Raw genomic sequence first — 18,655 nt, 5'->3', positions numbered from 1 at the left:
GAAGATGGATATGCTCGGGCAATAACGACACAACACAAGATGAAACATATAAGTTATTCAGCGAAACTCTAACGGAACGCCTATTCAGCCGCCCCTTGTTGATCCGTGAGAGCTTTCGAGAACAGCACCGGGCGACCAATGGCAATGGTTAGTGGTACCATACCGCGCTTGGGTCACCGAACTTCATGATGCAAGAAAACATGAAACGCACCTCGCGTGCCCATCGAACTCAACGCCATGTCGACCCGAATCGGATCATGCCCTGCACGTGTTTTCCAAACAGCGCCCGGCCGAACTTCGTGACCGGTCTTCTACCCGCAGCGAACATCCATTGGCTCCAACCGTTATGCATGCCAGTCTCAAGTCCCTCATTGCAAGGTCCGTGTCCCGACGCAATGCACGCTGGATGACGCTCGGTCTGTGTATCAGCGCGGCCCTGGGCAGCCTGTGGGCCTACGCACACTCCGCTCCGCTGCCAATCGCCGTGCTGATCCTCAACCTGGCGATCCTCGCCGCTATCGGCTTGCAACAGTGGCGTTCGCGCAAGGCCATCAAGTTCCAACCCCAGGAGTTGGCCGACCGGCTGCTGCAAGTCCAGGAAAACGAACGCCACCGTCTCAGTCGCGAATTGCACGACGACATCGGCCAATTACTGACCGCTGCCAAGCTGCAAAGCGACTGGCTCAAGCGCCGCTTGCCGGAAGAGCTTCGAGAACCCTGCGCCGTGCTGTGCACTACCTTGAACGAAACCCTGGCCAAGGTGCGGGACGTTTCCGCCATTCTCAATCCACGGCAACTGGCCAGCCTGGGTTTGGAGGCAAGTCTGCGGGCGCATCTGCTCAAGACGCTGGAACATACGTCAGTCCACTGGAGCCTGGAATGCCAGCAGCGGCTGAACGGCATTTCCGAAGAGACAGCCGTGGCGGCCTTTCGCATCACCCAGGAAGCAGTGACCAACATGCTGCGCCATGCGCAGGCGCGTAACCTGCTGGTACGCCTGCAACGCCAGCCCGAGGGCCTGTCGCTGTTTATCAGCGATGACGGTGAAGGGTTTTCACCCGCCGTCAATCCTGGCCGGGAAGGACAGCGAGGCATGGCCGGCATGGCCGAGCGGGTTGACCAACTGGGCGGCCAGTTATCTGTCATTAGCCAACCGGGCAAAGGAACACGGATCGAAGCGCTTTTCCCCTGGGCTCCGCGCGTCCTCGAACGGGCCAACCCCCATAAGGTTCTAGAGTGATCTGCAACTTACTGCTGGTGGATGACCACGCATTGATACGGGCCGGGGTGCGCGCACTGGTCATGGACCTTCCCGATTACGCAGTGATCGGCGAGGCCGACGACGGTGCGCAAGTACTGCAACAGTTCCGGACGCTGCAACCGGATATCGTGCTGCTGGACTTGTCGATGAAACATACCAGCGGCCTGGATGTCCTGCAGCAACTCAAGCACGCCTATCCCAAGAGCAAAGTGCTGATCCTGTCGATGCACACCGACCCGGAACTGATCATGCGCGCCCTGGAATCAGGCGCCCATGGCTACCTGCTCAAGGACACCACCGCCAACGAGCTGGAGCACGCTTTGCAAGCGCTGCGCAATAACGAGCGCTATTTGAGCCCTGCGATCGCCCACACGGTCATCAACCAGGCGCTGACCCGTAATCAAACCGAGATTATGCCGCCCGTGCATAACCACAACCTGACAGCGCGGCAGCTGGAAATCCTGCGGCTGATCGTGCGCGGCAAATCCACCCGGGAGATCGCCAACGGCCTGGGCCTGAGCATCAAGACTGTGGAAGCCCATCGCTCGCAAATCATGAAACGCTTGCAGATCTTCGACATCGCGGGCCTGGTGTTGTTTGCCGTGCGCGAGCAGATCATCAGTCTCGACGACTAGCCAGCAACGGTGAATCCACGGGCAGGTGGACGTTCAGTGCGCCGGGCAACACTTCAAACCGCAAGTCATTGCCGCTGAGTGGCTCGCCGTCGAGGTTGATATCGAGCCCTTCGGAGACCTTGATTTCAACCCAGGGCAACCGGGCGCGGACAAACAGGTTGTCCAGCCCCCAACCGTCAGTCATCAGGCTACGCAGGGTGCCGACCACTTCCTGAGGCGCGGGCAGAATGCTGATATCCAGCAAGCCATCGTCCGCCAGGGCGCCCGGACATAATTCATGCCCACCGCCGGCCTGACGTCCATTGCCGATGCCCAAGGCCAGCAGGTCGCCGCACCAATGGAAATCCGGCCCCTGCAATTCGCCATAAGCCGCGTGCAATTCGCTGAAGCGGGACAAACCGGTAAACAGATAAGCCGCCCCACCCAGCACTTTTTTCAAGTCCTCGGACGTATTCGCGGTGATCTGACTGCCAAAACCGCCGGTAGCCATATTCAGAAAAACCTGCCCGCCGACCTGTCCCAGATCGATCGCACGCGCTGGCACATCCAGTAGCGCGAGGGCCTGATCAGGCTCCAGCGGCACACCGGCGGCACGTGCAAAGTCATTGGCGGTGCCCAAGGGCATCAGCACCAGGCTGGCTTCGGTCTTGGCCTGGGCCATGGCTTCGGCCACATCGCGCAGGGTTCCGTCGCCGCCGCCGGCAATCAGCCGCGTATAACCGGCCTCCAGTGCCTCGCCCACCAAGCGTTGCGCATCGCCGCCCTCCCACGTCACCCGTACCGCAAGCTCCCAACCCTGTTCACGCTTGCCTTGCACGGCCGCCCGCACGTCCTCATTGAGGGCTTGCTTGCCGTGCAGAATCAACAATGCCTTGGGCTTGCTCATGGGGTGATGCTCCTGTCGTTCAAAGGGACCTGAGCAATGTTGACCTTCAAGAGTGGAAAAAAAGCCATTGGCGACGAATTAATTCATCAACCCAACACTTCGCTCAAAGGTATGAAGTTGACGCGGTCCCCCTCGTCCAACGTCGTGCCTTCCAGCACTTCCACCAAGCCTTCGGCCCACGCGGCACTGCGCAAGACGCCGGAGCTCTGGTTGCGGTAGATAATCGCGCGCCCGCGCTCGAGGCGTCCGCGCAAATACTCACGACGATTACCCGGTTTGGGCCAGGTAAAACCCACCGGCACTTCAAAGCTCAGTGGCTGCACCGCTTCGACGCCTTGCCGACGCAACAGATACGGCCGGGCCAGCAAGGCGAACGTCACCAGCGTGGAGGCCGGATTGCCCGGCAAGCCGATCACCGGCACGCCCTGGAAGTGACCGACTGTCAGGGGCTTGCCAGGCTTGATCGCCAGCTTCCACAACGCCAGCTCGCCCTCCTCGCGCAGCGCCACGCCGAGAAAGTCGGCCTCGCCTACCGAAACACCGCCAGTGGACAAAATCAGGTCTACCGAATCCAACGCCGCCAACCGGGTACGAGTCTGCTGCAGATCGTCGGGCAGGATGCCGGCATCGAGCACCTCACACCCGAGGCGCGCCAGCCAACTGCACAGCAGGCGTCGATTACTGTTATAGATCTGCCCCGGGCCGAGTGGCAGGCCCGGCTCGACCAATTCGTCACCGGTAGACAACACCGCCACACGGACGCGTCGCACCACCTCCAGTTGATCGCGCCCCAGGGAGGCGGCAAGACCCAGCTCGATCGGGCCGAGTCGTGTACCGGCGGGCAAGACTGCTTCGCCCACCGTGGTTTCCTGGCCCTGTGGCCGGATGTTCTGGTCGATACGCAACGCTTGGGTAAAAACCACCCGCTGATCCGCCTGGACCTCGGCGTTTTCTTGCATCTCCACGCAATCGGCGCCCAGCGGCACCGGCGCGCCGGTGAAGATCCGCGCGCACGTGCCCGGCGCCAACGGCTCAGGTGCAGCACCCGCGAAAATCCGCTGGCTCACCACCAGGGGCTCGCCCGCCCAATCGGCCAAGCGCAACGCATAACCGTCCATGGCACTGTTGGGCCAGGGCGGCAGGTCGAGCGTGGAAATCAGTGCCTGGGCCAGCACGCGGCCGTCGCATTCAGCCAGCGGCAGGCGTTCCTGCTCGCTGATCGGCGCCGCTCCGGCCATCGCCAGCAAGCGCTCAAGAGCGTCCTCCAGCGGCATCAGGGCGTCGCTCTTGCCGGGCTTATCCACGGGATTCACAGGGCGCGGCCTGCTTCAGATGCGCGACGAAATTGCACGGGCGATGACGCGCATCCAACTGCTCGGCGAGAATCCCGTCCCAACCGGTACGCACCGCATTGGTGGAGCCTGGCAGGCAGCACACCAGAGTGCCATTGGCCAACCCGGCCAACGCTCGCGACTGCACGGTGGAGGTGCCGATATCGGCCACCGAGATTTGCCGGAACAGCTCACCAAAGCCATCCACTTGCTTGTCCAACAAACAACTCACGGCTTCCGGAGTACTGTCGCGACCGGTGAAGCCGGTGCCGCCCGTGATCAACACCACCTGCACCACCTCCTCGGCGATCCAGTGGGCGACTTGCGCGCGGATTTTATAGAGGTCATCTTTGAGCAGCACCCGCTCGGCCAGACGGTGACCGGCAGCGAGCAGACGGTCTACAAAGACCTGCCCGGAGGTATCGGTTTCCAGGGTGCGGGTATCGCTGACAGTCAGCACAGCAATATTCAGAGGTACGAAAGGCGCATCAGCCTTGGCTTTCATGGCTTGGTCCGGTTGTCGAAGAAACAGCCCGATGTTATATCACAGCCCCCTATTTCACTGCCGCAGCGGAGCCGTCATGTCACTCGATTCTTCCCTCATTCCCTGCTCGATCCTGCTGCTGGCCGGCGGTCGTGGCCAGCGCATGGGCGGTCAAGACAAAGGTTTGCTTGACTGGCAAGGACAACCGCTGATTGCCTACCTGCATCGTCTGGTGCGGCCATTGACGGATGACTTGATCATCTCCTGCAACCGTAATCAGCCACAGTACGCTGCCTACGGCGATCGCCTGGTCGGCGATGACAGCCCCGACTTTCCGGGCCCGCTCGCCGGCATCCGGGCCGGGCTGGCAGCAGCTCGCCATGCACACTTGCTGGTGTTGCCCTGCGATGTGCCGCAAATCGACGCAGCGCTGTTGAACGCCATGCTCGAACAAGCCCGGCAACATCCACAGGTGCCCTTGATGCTGCGGCACGGTGACTTTTGGGAACCCTTGCTCTGCGTCATTCCGACACAGCTTCGCGCGCGCATTGAAAACGCCTGGCAGGCCGGAGAGCGCAGCCCGCGGCAGATCCTGTTGCAACTGGGCGCCCAGGCCCTGGTTTGCGCGGAAAATGATCCGCGCCTGGACAATTTCAACACACCAGAGTTGTTGCACACCCGGCCCAGCGTGTCAGAATGAGGCTTGTACAAGGAACTTTGCCCGCGTTCCATACGTCACACGTTCGGTAATCAAAACAGAATTCTCTCGGAGACAGACTCATGACCCAACGGACCATCGCCGCTTTCATGCTTGCACTGGGCCTCGCTACCCTTGCCGGTTGCGCCTCGCCAACAGTGATCACCCTGAATGACGGTCGCGAAATCCAGGCCGTCGATACCCCTCAGTTCGACGAAGACTCCGGTTTCTACGAATTCGAACAACTTGATGGCAAGCGCACCCGGATCAACAAGGATCAGGTTCGCACCGTTAAGGACCTGTAAGTCCTGATGCAGATACAACGAAGCCCGCTTTTTAGCGGGCTTCGTTGTATCTGGCGCCTGGAGCCGATCACCACTCAAGGATGATTTCACTGCTGAAGCTGCGCTCTGTCCCACTCACCGGATCCATGAAACGCACGCCTTGGGCCAGCAGCTTGAGCGGATTGGCATAGTCATCCTCGGCGTCCTTGATGACATCGGGATAGAACGGATCATTACAGATACTCGCCCCCAGCGCGGTCATATGCACCCGCAACTGATGCTTCTTGCCGGTCACCGGAAACAGACCGTAGCGCCATAGGCCGGCGTTTTTTTCGCGAACCTCCACCGCTGTTTCCGTGTTGCTTGCGCCCGGCCCTTCCTGCATGCGGAAAAAGGGCTCGCCATCCACCAAGCGACTTTTGTGAACCAGGGGGAACGTCAGCCCAGGTAATGCCGGGGCAATGGCTTCGTAGTACTTGTCGATCTGGCGAGTCGGAAACAGTTGCTGATACGCCGAGCGTGTGCGGGGATTGGCGGAAAACAGCACCAGCCCCGCCGTGTGGCGATCAATGCGGTGCAGCGGCACCAGCGCCGGGTTGTCCAGGCGACGGATCAAACGCCGCAGCAAGGTCTGTTCGACATACTCGCCCGCCGGCGTGACGGGCAGGAAGTGCGGTTTGTCCGCCACCACCAGATGCTCATCGGCGTACAGAATCTTCTCCTGTACGGGAATCGGCTTCTCATCCGGCACTTCGCGAAAGTAGTGGATGCGCAGGCCTTCCTTGTAGGGCAGGTCTGCGGTAATTGGCAGACCATTCCCATCGAGCACACGACCACGGGCAATACGGTCCAGCCATTGTTCACGGCCAATGGCGCGAAAGTGCCCGCAAAGGCAATCCAGCACGGTCGCCCAGGGGCCAGGCGGCAGGTACAAGGTGCTGGCCTGGTTCTGTGAAGCGGAAAAACCGGTATCGGACATGCGAATGCTCAGAGCTTGAAAGTACAGACGAGCATTATCCCTCATCAATCCGCGCCAAGCCTGGAAAATCTCAAGCCTTGACCCGCTCGGCCCGCCGCAGCGCCGACGCGCTCGCGGCCTCGGTAAACTCCTTGAGCCAACGCAGCACATCCACCGCCTCCCAGCGGCCAGGATCGTACAGCGCGTACAACAAGCCTTGATAGCCGACTACATCCAGCTGTTTGTGGTAACCGGCGCGTTGGAACAATGCCTCGATTTCCGCAAAGCACGTATTAAAATGCACTTTGTTGAACGGCGTCTTGCCCTCAGTGACCAGGCCATCGAGGCGCAACTCCTGCACCGCATCTTACACCACATCGACAGACATGCGATTGACGCTGCTTTTCAATTGTTCGACATTCACCACGGGCGTTCCCTCTCACTCAAGCGCTGTACAAACATACAGTACCCGAATAATCAGCAACCCGCCAATGGAATAGCGCTAGCCTAGAAGAAAGGCGACCACTTGCTCGGTGTCGAAGGGCCATCCCAGTTCCGCTCCCGTATCGACCCGGCGCAGCACGGGAATACGCAATCCGTAGGCTTCGAACAAGGCTTCGGAATCGGCAATGTCGACCAACTCCACCAGCAGCCCGTGCTCGACCAACGGCATGAGTTCTTCTTCCGCGAGTTCGCAGAGATGGCAACCCAGGGTGGTGAACAGCTGGCATTCAGGAGGCATGATGAACAAACCCAATAGGAACAGGCGTTTATTCTAGGCCGCTGGAAAAACCTCGTCGAGTCAGGACAGACAGCTGATTCAGATCAGCATGGCCTATCACTCAGTCAGCGATGCTCGTGGCGTTTTGCCGCAGTTCCCAACGGAGATGTCTGTGTTTGCCAACCTGCTGATCATTCTTGCCTCATCCCTGGTGGTCATTGCACTCTTCAGGCGGCTGCAACTGCCCCCGGTGCTCGGCTATCTGTGCGTGGGCCTGGCCATTGGCCCCACCGCCCTCGACTGGGTGAATGACAGTGAAGACCTGCCGGACCTCGCCGAGCTGGGCGTGGTATTCCTGCTGTTCTCCCTGGGCCTGGAGTTTTCCCTGACGAAAATGCTCGCCTTGCGCCGGGTGGTATTTGGCCTGGGCAGCTTGCAAGTGCTGTGTTGTGGATTGTTGCTGGGGGGCTTGCTGATCTTGATGGGGCTGTCCCCCACGGTAGCCCTGTTACTGGGAGCCGGGCTGGCATTATCGTCGACCGCAATTGTCAGCAAGGAGCTGACCAGTCTCGGGGAGATTTTCAGCAGCCACGGCCAAAATGCAATCGGCGTGCTGTTGTTCCAGGACGTGGTGGCGGTACTGTTGTTGACCCTGGTTCCGGTGTTCGCCGGCAACAGTGATCACGCCTGGTACTGGGCACTGCCGGTCACACTGGGTAAAACCGCGGTGCTGTTTCTGGGCTTACTGTTTGCCAGCCGTTGGTTGTTGCCGCGCCTGTTTCACGAAGTAGCCGCCTCTCATTCGGCAGAGCTGTTCGTGCTGTTGGCCCTGGTCATCGTGCTGCTTACGGCGTGGCTGACGCACCTGCTGGGCCTGTCCCCTGCCCTCGGCGCATTCCTGGCCGGGATGTTATTGGGAGAAAGCCATTACCGGCACCAGATCGAAGCGGATATCCGTCCGTTTCGAGACATTCTGCTGGGACTGTTTTTTGTCAGTATCGGCATGCTGATCGACTTGCAACTGTTCGTCAGCCACAGCCTGCAGATTCTCGGGCTGACCCTCGCCCTGATGTTGATCAAGGGCGGCATCGTGGCCCTGCTGGTCAAACTGCGGGGCAGCGACAGTGAAACCGCCTGGCGCAGCGGTCTGGCTTTGGCGCAAGGGGGTGAGTTCTGCTTCGCGCTGATGGCACAGATGCAGTTGAGCAATCTGCTGCCTACCGAATACAGCGGCTTGCTGCTGGCGGCGACCTTTTGCTCGATGTTGCTGACGCCCTTGCTGCTCCGGGCCGCTCCGGGCCTCGCGCTGCGCCTGCACCGCGCGCCCAACCAACAAGTCCGACTGGAAGAAATCACCGCCCTCAACGCCGAACTGCAAGGGCATGTGCTGATCTGCGGCTATGGCCGGGTCGGCCAATCCATCGGACGTTTCCTGCGCAGCGAACACCATGCGTTCATCGCCCTGGACGACGACCCGGAGCGCGTCCAGGAAGCCACGACCGAAGAAAGCAGCGTGCATTATGGTGATTGTCGCCGCGGCGCGCTGCTCAGTGCGGTGGGCCTTGAGCGCGCGCGACTGGTGGTAATCGCCGTGGACAACACGGACGTTGCGTTGGCCATCCTCAAGGAAGCGCGACGGCTCAACCACAAGGTGCCGATCCTGGTCCGCACCCGCGACGACAGTCAACTGACAGAGCTGAAAGCCGCCGGGGCCAGCGAAGTAGTGCCCGAGCTGTTGGAGTCGAGCCTGATGCTCGCCTCGCATGCACTGATCATGCTGGGACTGCCGGACCAGCAAGTGCGGGACCGCGTCGACCAGGTACGGCACAACCGCTACAGCCTGCTTCACGGTTTCTACCGCAAGAGCAACGCCGACCGCGAGCCCCCCATCAATCCTGACTGACAGCGCCAATCTTGTGGATCGACAAGTCCGCGCCGTAGTACTCCTCTTCCTGAGTCAAGCGCAGGCCGCTGATGCACTTGATCAGGCCATACACCAACAATCCACCGGCCAGGGCTACGGCCACTCCCAGTGCGGTGCCGATCAACTGACTGATGAGGCTCACGCCGCCCAGCCCGCCCAAGGCACTTTGCCCGAAAATCCCACAGGCAACCCCGCCCCAGACTCCGCACAATCCATGCAATGGCCAGACGCCCAGCACATCATCGATCTTCCACCGGTTCTGGGCCGCAATGAAGCACCAGACGAACAAGCCGCCCGCGATCACGCCGGTCACCAGCGCACCTACGGGATGCATCAGGTCGGACCCCGCACAAATCGCTACCAGGCCGGCCAGCGGACCATTGTGCAAAAAGCCCGGGTCGTTACGCCCGATCACCAACGCCGCCACGGTGCCACCGACCATCGCCATCAGCGAATTGACCGCAACCAACCCGCTTACGCCAGACAAGGTTTGCGCGCTCATCACGTTGAAGCCGAACCAGCCGACAATCAAAATCCACGAGCCCAATGCCAGGAAAGGAATGCTCGACGGCGCGAACGCCACCAGTCGCCCTTCCCGGTAACGGCCCTGGCGCGGCCCGAGCAACAATACCGCCGCCAATGCCAGCCACCCGCCCATGGCGTGGACCACTACGGAGCCGGCAAAATCATGAAACGTGGCACCGAATGTCGCCAGCAACCAGTCTTGCACACCGAAATTGCCGTTCCATGCAATGCCCTCGAAAAACGGGTAGATAAACGCCACGATCAACGCGGTGGCGCACAACTGCGGAGCAAATCGCGCACGCTCGGCAATCCCACCGGAAATGATCGCCGGAATGGCCGCCGCGAAGGTCAACAGGAAAAAGAATTTCACCAGGCCGTAACCGTGATCGGCACTGAGCACCGCGGCCGGCTGCATGAAACTGACCCCGTAAGAAATCCAATAGCCTATAAAGAAATAAGCGAGGGTCGAGACAGCAAAGTCACTGAGAATTTTCGACAGTGCATTGACTTGGTTTTTCTGCCTGACGGTCCCGACCTCGAGAAACGCGAAGCCGGCGTGCATGGCCAAAACCATCACCGCGCCGATCAGTATGAACAGGGTATTGGAACTATGGACCAGTATGTCCACCGCGCTTTGCACATTTTCCATGGAAGTTGGCAGGCCTGCAGTTCAGGAAAAGCACCAAATCAGTTCATTGCCAATGATCGCGCACTAAATTGGCACCTGACGTTTCATGCTCGTCAAAGAGCCTGAACCGCTTTAGTGCAGCGACGCTTGGAAAAGACAATGACTGCCGGGTTTTTCCACGGGTTTTAGTTATTTAGGGTAAGGTTTTTCAAGGCCTTGGCCGAAACCGCCCGGATTCAGCGCAAGCTCAGGGTTTGCGCACCAAGGCATAGCAAAAGCTGTACCAGGCGATTGCAATGAACCTTCACCGATGCCGGTGACTCGAAACCAAAACCATTGCAAAAGTACCCACCAGCCACTCATGGAGATAATCATGGCTAGCGAAAAGGCAAAGACAGCTCAAGCAATATTGATGGAAGATTTCCAGACCCTCGTCAGCGATACCGAGAAGCTGCTTGACGATACAGCGGTACTGGCGGGTGACCAGGCAGATGAGCTGCGTTCAAAAATTCACGATAGCCTGCTCCAGGCCCGCGAAACCCTGAAACTGACCGAAGACTCCTTGCGCGAGCGCGGCAAGGCGGCGGTCACCGCCACCGAAGATTATGTCCAGGCCAATCCTTGGCAGTCCGTCGGCATTGCCGCCGGCGTCGGGTTTCTGATTGGCCTGCTGGCCACAAGGCGCTAATCATGGCTATCGGTGAATCCGGCTCGTCCACGGGCCCAAGTTCTTCCTCACGGCGCCTGGGTGCAGCGGTTCTGGGCTTGCTGCACAGCCATGTCGAATTGTTCGGCATCGAGCTGCAGGAACAGAAAGCACGTACCGTCAGCCTGCTGCTGTTCGCTGGCCTGGCTCTGGTATTTGCCCTTCTGTTACTGGTGGGCTTGTCGGCACTGGTAATGATTCTGGTATGGGACACCCATCGCCTGGCAGGGATCATCAGTCTCTGTGTCTTCTACGTACTGGCCGCAGCGTTTTGTGGAGTGCGCTTGAAGGCTGCGGTGTTTGATGAATCCACACCTTTCCACGCCACACTCGAAGAGTTGGCCAATGATCGGGAGCGCCTGTTGCCATGAGCCGGACTGAACTGCCGCAGACCAACTCCCGGCGCGAAATGCGCAAGGCGTTGATTCGCTTGCGCATGGAAATGCACCGCCAGGAAATTCGCCACGAGTCCCAGCAACTGCTGCTACCGCTGCAAAAAGTGCGCAATATGGGCCAGAGCTGGCAAGACGGCTTCGGCCTCAAGCATGCGCCGCTGTGGGGCGTGGCGGCCGTGACCGTGCTGGGGTTTCTCACCGGCAAAGGGGCCAAGGGTGGCAGTCTGAGCACCATGACTCGCCTGGTGCGACTCAGTGCCGGCCTCATTCCCTTGATCAAATTGGCCATGCAGGGCGCTGGTCGCAAGCGCTGACCGACGCTGGCTACATAGCTGCAGGCGCATCAGTCCAGTAGCGGAGCCTGTGGGAGCGGCCGCTCCCACAGGAATTTGGCTTAACCGACTGGCATGAGTCGCGGCGTCGCTATGTTTAAACCCACCTGATTCTTGCCAGCCCCTACCGCCACGCGACGCCCCATCAGTACCGTCATCCAGCAGGGCAATTCTTCGACAACGGTCAGCGTTTACTGTTAATCGTTATTGATGCCACTGGCGTGTCGTTTTTCGCTTGCTCCCGGCGGGCCGAACCGGGAAGCTGGTGGGCGTCATTCACCGCACGGAGAAACCACGCTTTGGATTGGCCCACCCTGCTTACCCGCGAACGCCTTGGAAAATCCCTGCATAGCCCGCAAGAACTGGGTCGCAGCCCCTTTCATAAAGACCATGACCGGATCATTTTCTCTGGAGCCTTCCGCCGCCTGGGCCGCAAGACCCAGGTCCACCCGGTCACGAGCAACGACCATATCCATACCAGGCTGACTCATTCCCTGGAGGTCAGCTGTGTCGGTCGCTCGCTGGGCATGCGTGTCGGCGAAACCATTCGCAGCGCCCTGCCCGACTGGTGCGACCCCAGCGACCTGGGCATGGTGGTGCAATCTGCCTGCCTGGCGCACGACATCGGCAATCCACCGTTCGGCCATTCCGGTGAAGACGCAATTCGCCACTGGTTCCAGCAGGCAGCGGGGCGCGGTTGGCTGGATGACATGAGCAGCGCCGAGCGCAATGACTTCCTCAACTTCGAAGGCAATGCCCAAGGCTTCCGGGTGCTGACGCAGTTGGAATACCACCAGTTCGACGGTGGCACCCGCCTGACCTACGCGACCCTCGGGACATACCTGAAGTATCCCTGGACCGCTCGCCATGCCGATTCACTGGGCTACAAGAAACACAAGTTCGGCTGCTACCAGAGCGAGCTGCCGATCCTTGAACAAATCGCCCAGAAACTGGGTCTGCCGCAACTCGAAGAGCAACGCTGGGCGCGCCATCCGCTGGTCTACTTGATGGAGGCCGCCGATGATATTTGCTACGCCTTGATCGATCTGGAAGACGGCCTTGAGATGGATCTCCTGGAATACGCCGAAGTCGAATCGCTGCTGTTGAATCTGGTGGGCGATGATTTGCCAGAGACATATCGGCAACTGGGCCCGCAAGACTCCCGGCGACGCAAGCTGGCGATCCTGCGTGGCAAGGCCATCGAACACTTGACCAACGCCGCGGCACGGGCCTTCGTCGAACAGCAGTCAGCGTTGCTGGCCGGCACCCTGCAAGGTGACCTGGTGGAACATATGCATGGCCCCGCCAAACGTTGCGTACTCAATGCCAAGGACATGGCGCGCAAGAAGATCTTCCAGGACAAACGTAAGACGCTGCATGAAATTGGCGCCTATACCACCCTGGAAATTCTCCTGAATGCCTTCTGCGGCGCCGCACTGGAGCAACATGGCGGCCGCACGCCATCTTTCAAGAACAGACGAATCCTCGACTTGCTGGGTAACAGCGCCCCGCATCCGGACTGGCCGCTGCATCGTTCATTCCTGCGCATGATTGATTTCATTGCGGGCATGACCGACAGCTATGCCAGCGAGATGGCGCGCGAGATGACCGGGCGCTCAAGCCCCCAATAAATTGCCGCCCTGCCAGATTGTCCTGGCAGGGCATTCATGCCAAAGAAACTGCCTACGTTGGGACCAGAGCAAACTGATCGCTCCGCCCCAAACCTTCAGTGAATAATCCCCGAAGTCTTATCTGCTATAGCGTGCAGATCCTACATACCTACAGCTCAACAAGAGATCGGCGACCGGCTGACAGGCCGTGCCGATACAAGACTTGCCTGGAGCCATTCCAGCATGAGCGACTCCCACGGAACTACCTATGCTCGAACAACAGTTGCGCATCCTGCTGGTGGAGGATCATCCCTTCCAACTTCTGGCGATCCAAAGCCTGCTCAACAGTTTTGGATTCAATCAATTGACGCCCACTGAAAATGCAGAACAGGCGATCAAGTTGATGGCACACACCGAAATACCCTTCGACGTCATGATCTGCGATCAATGCCTGCCCGACCTGAGCGGACTTGAGCTGATAGAAATAGCCAACCGCGCGGGTTTTATCAAACGCGCCATATTGTTAAGCGGGCTTCCCGTCATCGAACTGGAAAGCCTGAAAACCCAGGCAGTAAACCGTAACATCCCGTTGCTCGGTTATCTGGCCAAACCCCTGAATAAAGAGGCGTGGATCAAGATCATTCGCAACTCCGGGCTTGCATCGAATCAAAAACTGTTTTCTGCCACGCTTCATTAATCCGACGTAAAGGGCCAGCGCGAGCCAACTCACTTTTAAATGTTATACGTAGGACATTAAACGTCAGATCCTACGAAATATCGCATTTGTAAGACCACTGTACGCCTCACTTAAACGTCATAACCTTTCACCCAGAAAACTCTTACACAGCAGCTAAGAACGCCTTAGCGGAATGTAGTCTAGCGCCTTATTTTACGTGGGAATTTTCCTCTTTTGTACCTGCCCAGCCATCCCTTCATGCTCCTGCCCTACCTTCTGGGCTAATGTGCGCGCTTATTTGCATTTGCCTGGAATTGGATTATGAACTCAGTTTTTATTATCGATGATCATCCTGTTATTCGACTTGCCATACGAATGTTACTCGAACACGAAGGTTACAAAGTAGTTGGTGAAACCGACAATGGCTGCGACGCAATACAGATGGTCCGCGAATGCCTTCCAGACCTTATAATTCTTGACATCAGCATTCCGAAACTCGACGGACTGGAGGTTCTTTGCCGGTTCAATGCAATGAGTACTCCGATGAAAACCCTGATTCTTACAGCCCAGTCCCCGACACTCTTCGCTACACGTTGCATGCGATCCGGCGCCGATGGCTATGTGTGTAAGGAGGGTGATCTGAGTGAACTTATAAGCGCCATAAGGGCTGTGCTATCCGGATACAATTACTTTCCCAGCCAGGCCTTGAACGCCAGCAACTCTGAAGAGGGTAGCAACGAAGAGCTTGAACTTTTCAAAACCGTCAACGATCGGGAACTAATGGTTTTGCAGCTTTTTGCACAAGGGCGTACAAACAAGGAAATCGCCAAAGGTATGTTTCTCAGTAACAAAACCGTCAGCACCTACAAAAAAAGACTCATGCAAAAACTCAAAGCCAAATCCTTGGTAGAACTTATCGAGATGGCAAAACGCAACGCGTTAGTGTGAGAAACAGGATGCCAAGGCGCTTAAAGGACTATTTAATCATATTAAGTTTCGGGTTGTGCCTGAGTACCTCAGTGTCAGCCACTCACGCCGATCCGCAACGTTATTCGCTACTGAGCCGTACCAGTAATGTTCCGCGGGCTGCGGCACTGAACAAAACACAGCGTGAATGGCTGCAAAACAAACGCGAGCTCGTACTGGGGACCTCTGCACCCGACTACGCCCCTTTCGACGTGACCGTCAGCGGACGCGACTATGAAGGCATCACAGCCGATTACGCCGGCATCCTGGCCAAGACACTCGCCCTGCCCGTCAGCGTGCTGCGCTACCCGTCGAGGGAAGCCGCGATCGAGGCACTGGAAGCGGGAGAAATCGACCTGCTGGGCTCTGCCAACGGCTTTGAGGCAAGAAACTCCGCTATCGTCCTGTCTCAGCCCTACGCTATCGACCAGCCGGTACTCGTCACTCGAGAGGGAGAAAACCCTCCACTCAATGACGGGCTGGCAGGCATGCGGCTCAGCCTTGTCTACCATTACTTGCCCTTGGCGGAAGTCGAAGCGCTCTATCCAGAGGCCATTATCCAGACTTACCAGTCCTACCAGAACGCGCTGAATGCCGTGGCGTTCGACCAGGCCGATGTATTTCTCGGCGATACCATTTCCACTCACTACATGATCAACAAGGGCTATCTGAAAAATATCCGGATGGCCAATTTCGGCGAGCATGAAGCATATGGCTTCAGCTTTGCCGTGCACCACGATCAGCAAATCCTGCTCAGTATCATCAACTCGATTCTCTCCGCCGTCACCACCCATGAGCGGGAACGCATCTCCAAGCGCTGGAGCGCTGGCAGCGACATTCTGTTGACCGATCAGAAGTTGCAACTGAGCGTGCGAGAGGAACGCTGGCTCAAGCAACACCCCGTCGTGAAGGTGGTGATCAACGAGACCTTCGCCCCACTGACTTTTCTTGACTCGGAAGGCCGACTGCGCGGCATCACCGCTGACCTGCTAGAGCTGATCCGTTTGCGTACAGGTCTGCGCTTCGAGGTTCACAACACCCGCAGCGTCAACGAAATGATCCAGCAAATCGAAACCGGCAGGGCAGATATCATCGCGGCAATACTCCCTAGCCCAGAACGCGAGAGCAGGCTGAACTTCAGCCGTCCCTACCTGGAAAACTCCTATGTCCTGCTGACACGCAAGGAACCTGGCGCGCCCGCCAGCCTGGAGCAGTTGGCAGGCAAGCATCTCGCGGTCACCGAGGGCAATCCCTTGGTGGGTTATCTGCGGCGCGAGTTTCCGCAGATTATCCTGCAAGAAGTCAGCGACACCTTCAAGGCCACGGAAATGTTGGCCCAGGAGCAGGTGGAAGGTGCGGTCAATTCTCTGGTGGTCGCCAACTATTTCCTCTCCTCGCACGTATTCAAGGACAATTTGCAGATAAGCTCGAGTATTGGCACTCAACTCGCTTCCTTTTCATTGGCGACCTCGCGCAGTGCCACCGAACTGAACTCGATCCTCGACAAGGCGCTCCTGAGCATCGCCCCCGATGAACTGGGGGTCATCAACAGCCGCTGGCGCGGCTACACGGCGGTGTCCGACAGTTACTGGCGCAACTACCATCGCCTGATTATCCAGATCATCACGGGTATCGGGCTGCTGTTGCTGACATCTTTAGCCTGGAATGCCTACATGCGCAGGCAGATCAAGCAACGCCAGATGGCTGAACGTGCGCTCAACGACCAATATGAATTCATGCGCGCCCTGGTCAACGAAACGCCCCACCCAATCTACGTACGTGACTGCGATGGCCTGCTCCAGATCTGCAATGACAGCTACCTGCAGGTTTTCGACGTCAAGCGTGAGGAGGTCATTGGTAAGTGCGTCACTCAGATGGGCCTCGACATTGATGCGGAAGCCAGGCAATACCAAGCCGATTATCAGCGGGTGGTGAGCGAAGGCAGCTCACTGATCCTTGATCGCCCCTTGCACATCCATGGGCAGAAATTGACGATTTATCACTGGATATTGCCGTACCGTAACTCCGTCGGCGAAGTCCAGGGCGTTATCGGCGGCTGGATCGATATCAGTGAACGACGTCAATTGTTCGATGAACTGCGCGCCGCCAAGGATCGCGCGGATGAAGCCAATCGCGCCAAAAGCACGTTCCTTGCAACCATGAGCCACGAGATTCGCACCCCGATGAACGCGGTCATCGGCATGCTTGAGCTGACACTCAAGCGCGCCGATCATGGGGGGTTGGATCGCCCGGCGATCGAGGTTGCCTACAACTCCGCCAAAGACCTGCTGGAGTTGATTGGCGATATCCTGGATATCGCCCGGATCGAATCCGGTCGCTTGAGCCTGGCACCGGAACGCGTCAACCTGCGGGAAATGATCGAGTCGGTGATACGCGTCTTCGATGGTCTGGCGCGCCAGAAAAGCCTGCAGTTGCTATTGGAATTCAATTCCGGCGTCAGCGAAAACGACGTGCAGATCGATCCCCTGCGTTTCAAGCAGATTCTGTCGAACCTGGTGAGTAATGCGATCAAGTTCACCGAACAAGGTGAAGTGAAGATCAAGGTCGACGTCCAACCCACCTTCCAGCCGCAACAAATCGAGATGAAGCTGGTAGTCGAGGACACGGGAATCGGCATCAGCCGGAGTGATCAGCAACGCCTGTTCGAACCGTTCTCCCAAGCCGACAACTCTGGACACCTGGCCAGAAGCGGTGCGGGCCTGGGGTTGGTGATCTGTCGCAGCCTGTGCGAAATGATGGGCGGGCGACTGACACTGAGCAGCGTGCCCAGCGTCGGCACCGAGGTCTTTGTCTCACTCAGGTTGACCAGTCTGCCGCCCGCACAGCCTTTGATCGAACTCAAGCCCGCGGCTCCGAATGCGGCCGCCGTACTCAGCGTACTGGTGGTGGACGACCACCCCGCGAACCGTTTGCTCATGTGCCAGCAACTGGGCTTCCTGGGTCATCAGTTTACCGCCGTCCAGCATGGCGCAGCAGGTTTCCAGGCGTGGCGCCAGGCGCATTTCGACCTGATCATCGCCGACTGCAACATGCCCATCATGAACGGCTATGAGTTGGCCCGTTCGATTCGCGAGCATGAACACCGGGAAAAACTCGCGCCTTGTATCATCCTGGGCTTTACGGCCAATGCCCAACCCGAAGAAAGGCAGCGCTGCAAAGAAGCCGGCATGAATGACTGCCTGTTCAAACCCATCAGCCTCACGATGCTGGAGCGCCACCTGGCCGAAATCACCCCAAGGCCGCCCTGCGAACTCTTCGAGCTCGGCAACCTGAATGCCCTCACCGGCGGTGATCCCTTATTAAGCCAGCGCCTGCTGGGGGAATTGCTCAGAAGCAGCCGCCATGACCGCGAAGAGCTGATGACACTCCTGGCACAAGGCACGCGCCAAGACCTCATTGACCAGGCCCACAAGATCAAGGGCGCGGCCAGAATCGTCCAGGCCCGGACCTTGGCGGAGCAATGCGAAGCCCTGGAACAGGCTGGCGAAGGTGTCGACCAACCGCACATCGACACGTGGGTCAAGGCTATCGAAAGAACCATGCTGGAGCTGGAACGTCTCCTGAAAATGCAACTCGACCGGCCGTCTCACTGAGTAGCGTCAGCTTTTAATCCGG

19 protein-coding genes and 1 pseudogene are annotated in these 18,655 nt (G+C 58.5%); 12 read left to right on the top strand and 8 right to left on the bottom strand.

The genetic code is table 11. The annotated features are described in order from the left end of the window. Positions 1 to 346: 346 nt before the first annotated feature. Both AC6CIA_RS15775 and AC6CIA_RS15770 read left to right on the top strand, forming a co-directional pair. The gene (locus tag AC6CIA_RS15775; protein WP_498313366.1) at positions 347 to 1,240 is read left to right on the top strand and encodes a sensor histidine kinase; all 894 of its coding nucleotides are present in this window, start codon (positions 347 to 349) and stop codon (positions 1,238 to 1,240) included. Further along, positions 1,237 to 1,896, top strand: coding sequence for a response regulator (locus AC6CIA_RS15770; protein WP_498313294.1), 660 nt, complete (start codon positions 1,237 to 1,239; stop codon positions 1,894 to 1,896). The genes AC6CIA_RS15775 and AC6CIA_RS15770 overlap by 4 nt, the downstream gene beginning before the upstream one ends. Here AC6CIA_RS15770 and yegS read toward each other — a convergent pair. The 3 genes and pseudogenes from yegS to moaB form a co-directional block, all read right to left on the bottom strand. Continuing rightward, a pseudogene (gene yegS, locus AC6CIA_RS15765) lies at positions 1,858 to 2,782 on the bottom strand (lipid kinase YegS); the annotation flags it as partial. The gene AC6CIA_RS15770 and the pseudogene yegS sit on opposite strands and share 39 nt — an antisense overlap. An 86-nt stretch (positions 2,783 to 2,868) precedes the next feature. Beyond that, complete coding sequence (locus AC6CIA_RS15760) at positions 2,869 to 4,095, bottom strand: molybdopterin molybdotransferase MoeA (RefSeq protein ID WP_498313292.1); 1,227 nt, start codon at positions 4,093 to 4,095, stop codon at positions 2,869 to 2,871. Then, on the bottom strand, positions 4,079 to 4,618 hold the full coding sequence (gene moaB / locus AC6CIA_RS15755) for a molybdenum cofactor biosynthesis protein B (RefSeq protein WP_498313290.1): 540 nt from the start codon (positions 4,616 to 4,618) through the stop codon (positions 4,079 to 4,081). The genes AC6CIA_RS15760 and moaB overlap by 17 nt, the downstream gene beginning before the upstream one ends. A 76-nt stretch (positions 4,619 to 4,694) precedes the next feature. On the opposite strand from moaB, the gene mobA reads away from it, so the two are divergent. Next, entirely contained in the window at positions 4,695 to 5,297 is a 603-nt protein-coding gene (gene mobA / locus AC6CIA_RS15750) for a molybdenum cofactor guanylyltransferase MobA (protein WP_498313288.1), read from the top strand. Positions 5,298 to 5,377: 80 nt separating this feature from the next. Continuing rightward, complete coding sequence (locus AC6CIA_RS15745; RefSeq protein WP_339531873.1) at positions 5,378 to 5,599, top strand: YgdI/YgdR family lipoprotein; 222 nt, start codon at positions 5,378 to 5,380, stop codon at positions 5,597 to 5,599. Positions 5,600 to 5,666: 67 nt separating this feature from the next. Here AC6CIA_RS15745 and AC6CIA_RS15740 read toward each other — a convergent pair whose 3' ends face one another. The 3 genes from AC6CIA_RS15740 to AC6CIA_RS15730 all read right to left on the bottom strand — a co-directional run bounded on the left by AC6CIA_RS15740 (position 5,667) and on the right by AC6CIA_RS15730 (position 7,278). Then, positions 5,667 to 6,557, bottom strand: a complete 891-nt coding sequence (locus tag AC6CIA_RS15740; RefSeq protein WP_498313286.1) for a pseudouridine synthase — start codon at positions 6,555 to 6,557, stop codon at positions 5,667 to 5,669. 70 nt (positions 6,558 to 6,627) lie between these two features. Beyond that, complete coding sequence (locus AC6CIA_RS15735) at positions 6,628 to 6,897, bottom strand: transcriptional regulator (protein WP_498313284.1); 270 nt, start codon at positions 6,895 to 6,897, stop codon at positions 6,628 to 6,630. Between the two features lie 141 nt (positions 6,898 to 7,038). Continuing rightward, positions 7,039 to 7,278 carry a glutaredoxin family protein gene (locus tag AC6CIA_RS15730; RefSeq protein WP_084378273.1) on the bottom strand — a complete coding sequence of 80 codons (240 nt, stop codon included), beginning with the start codon at positions 7,276 to 7,278 and terminating at the stop codon, positions 7,039 to 7,041. Between the two features lie 145 nt (positions 7,279 to 7,423). Between AC6CIA_RS15730 and AC6CIA_RS15725 the strand changes: the two genes are divergently transcribed. Beyond that, positions 7,424 to 9,160 (top strand): cation:proton antiporter, encoded by a 1,737-nt coding sequence (locus AC6CIA_RS15725; protein ID WP_498313282.1) that lies wholly within the window; start codon positions 7,424 to 7,426, stop codon positions 9,158 to 9,160. On the opposite strand, the gene AC6CIA_RS15720 is transcribed toward AC6CIA_RS15725, so the two are convergent. Both AC6CIA_RS15720 and AC6CIA_RS15715 read right to left on the bottom strand, forming a co-directional pair. Further along, positions 9,147 to 10,355, bottom strand: coding sequence for an ammonium transporter (locus tag AC6CIA_RS15720; RefSeq protein ID WP_498313280.1), 1,209 nt, complete (start codon positions 10,353 to 10,355; stop codon positions 9,147 to 9,149). The two genes, AC6CIA_RS15725 and AC6CIA_RS15720, sit on opposite strands and share 14 nt — an antisense overlap. Positions 10,356 to 10,523: 168 nt before the next feature. Further along, a complete protein-coding gene (locus AC6CIA_RS15715; protein ID WP_498313278.1) occupies positions 10,524 to 10,697 on the bottom strand; it encodes a hypothetical protein in 174 nt (57 codons plus the stop codon). Positions 10,698 to 10,707: 10 nt separating this feature from the next. On the opposite strand from AC6CIA_RS15715, the gene AC6CIA_RS15710 reads away from it, so the two are divergent. From AC6CIA_RS15710 to AC6CIA_RS15680, 7 genes are all read left to right on the top strand, one after another. Continuing rightward, positions 10,708 to 11,022, top strand: coding sequence for an ElaB/YgaM/YqjD family protein (locus AC6CIA_RS15710; RefSeq protein ID WP_498313276.1), 315 nt, complete (start codon positions 10,708 to 10,710; stop codon positions 11,020 to 11,022). 2 nt (positions 11,023 to 11,024) lie between these two features. Then, positions 11,025 to 11,411: a phage holin family protein gene (locus AC6CIA_RS15705; RefSeq protein ID WP_084378213.1), complete on the top strand. Its 387-nt coding sequence runs from the start codon at positions 11,025 to 11,027 to the stop codon at positions 11,409 to 11,411. Further along, the gene (locus AC6CIA_RS15700) at positions 11,408 to 11,749 is read left to right on the top strand and encodes a hypothetical protein (protein ID WP_084378212.1); all 342 of its coding nucleotides are present in this window, start codon (positions 11,408 to 11,410) and stop codon (positions 11,747 to 11,749) included. The genes AC6CIA_RS15705 and AC6CIA_RS15700 overlap by 4 nt, the downstream gene beginning before the upstream one ends. Before the next feature lie 317 nt (positions 11,750 to 12,066). Further along, positions 12,067 to 13,398: a deoxyguanosinetriphosphate triphosphohydrolase gene (locus AC6CIA_RS15695; protein WP_498313274.1), complete on the top strand. Its 1,332-nt coding sequence runs from the start codon at positions 12,067 to 12,069 to the stop codon at positions 13,396 to 13,398. A 247-nt stretch (positions 13,399 to 13,645) separates the two neighbouring features. After that, a complete protein-coding gene (locus tag AC6CIA_RS15690) occupies positions 13,646 to 14,074 on the top strand; it encodes a response regulator (RefSeq protein WP_498313272.1) in 429 nt (142 codons plus the stop codon). Positions 14,075 to 14,374: 300 nt separating this feature from the next. Continuing rightward, entirely contained in the window at positions 14,375 to 15,001 is a 627-nt protein-coding gene (locus AC6CIA_RS15685) for a response regulator (RefSeq protein ID WP_498313270.1), read from the top strand. Positions 15,002 to 15,009: 8 nt separating this feature from the next. Further along, positions 15,010 to 18,633, top strand: a complete 3,624-nt coding sequence (locus tag AC6CIA_RS15680; RefSeq protein ID WP_498313268.1) for a transporter substrate-binding domain-containing protein — start codon at positions 15,010 to 15,012, stop codon at positions 18,631 to 18,633. Positions 18,634 to 18,655: the final 22 nt, after the last annotated feature.

The sequence above is a fragment of the Pseudomonas sp. GQ91 genome (assembly GCF_059758795.1).
The sequence above is the reverse complement of the archived record's forward strand: the minus strand, read 5'-3'. Positions and strand labels throughout refer to the sequence as shown.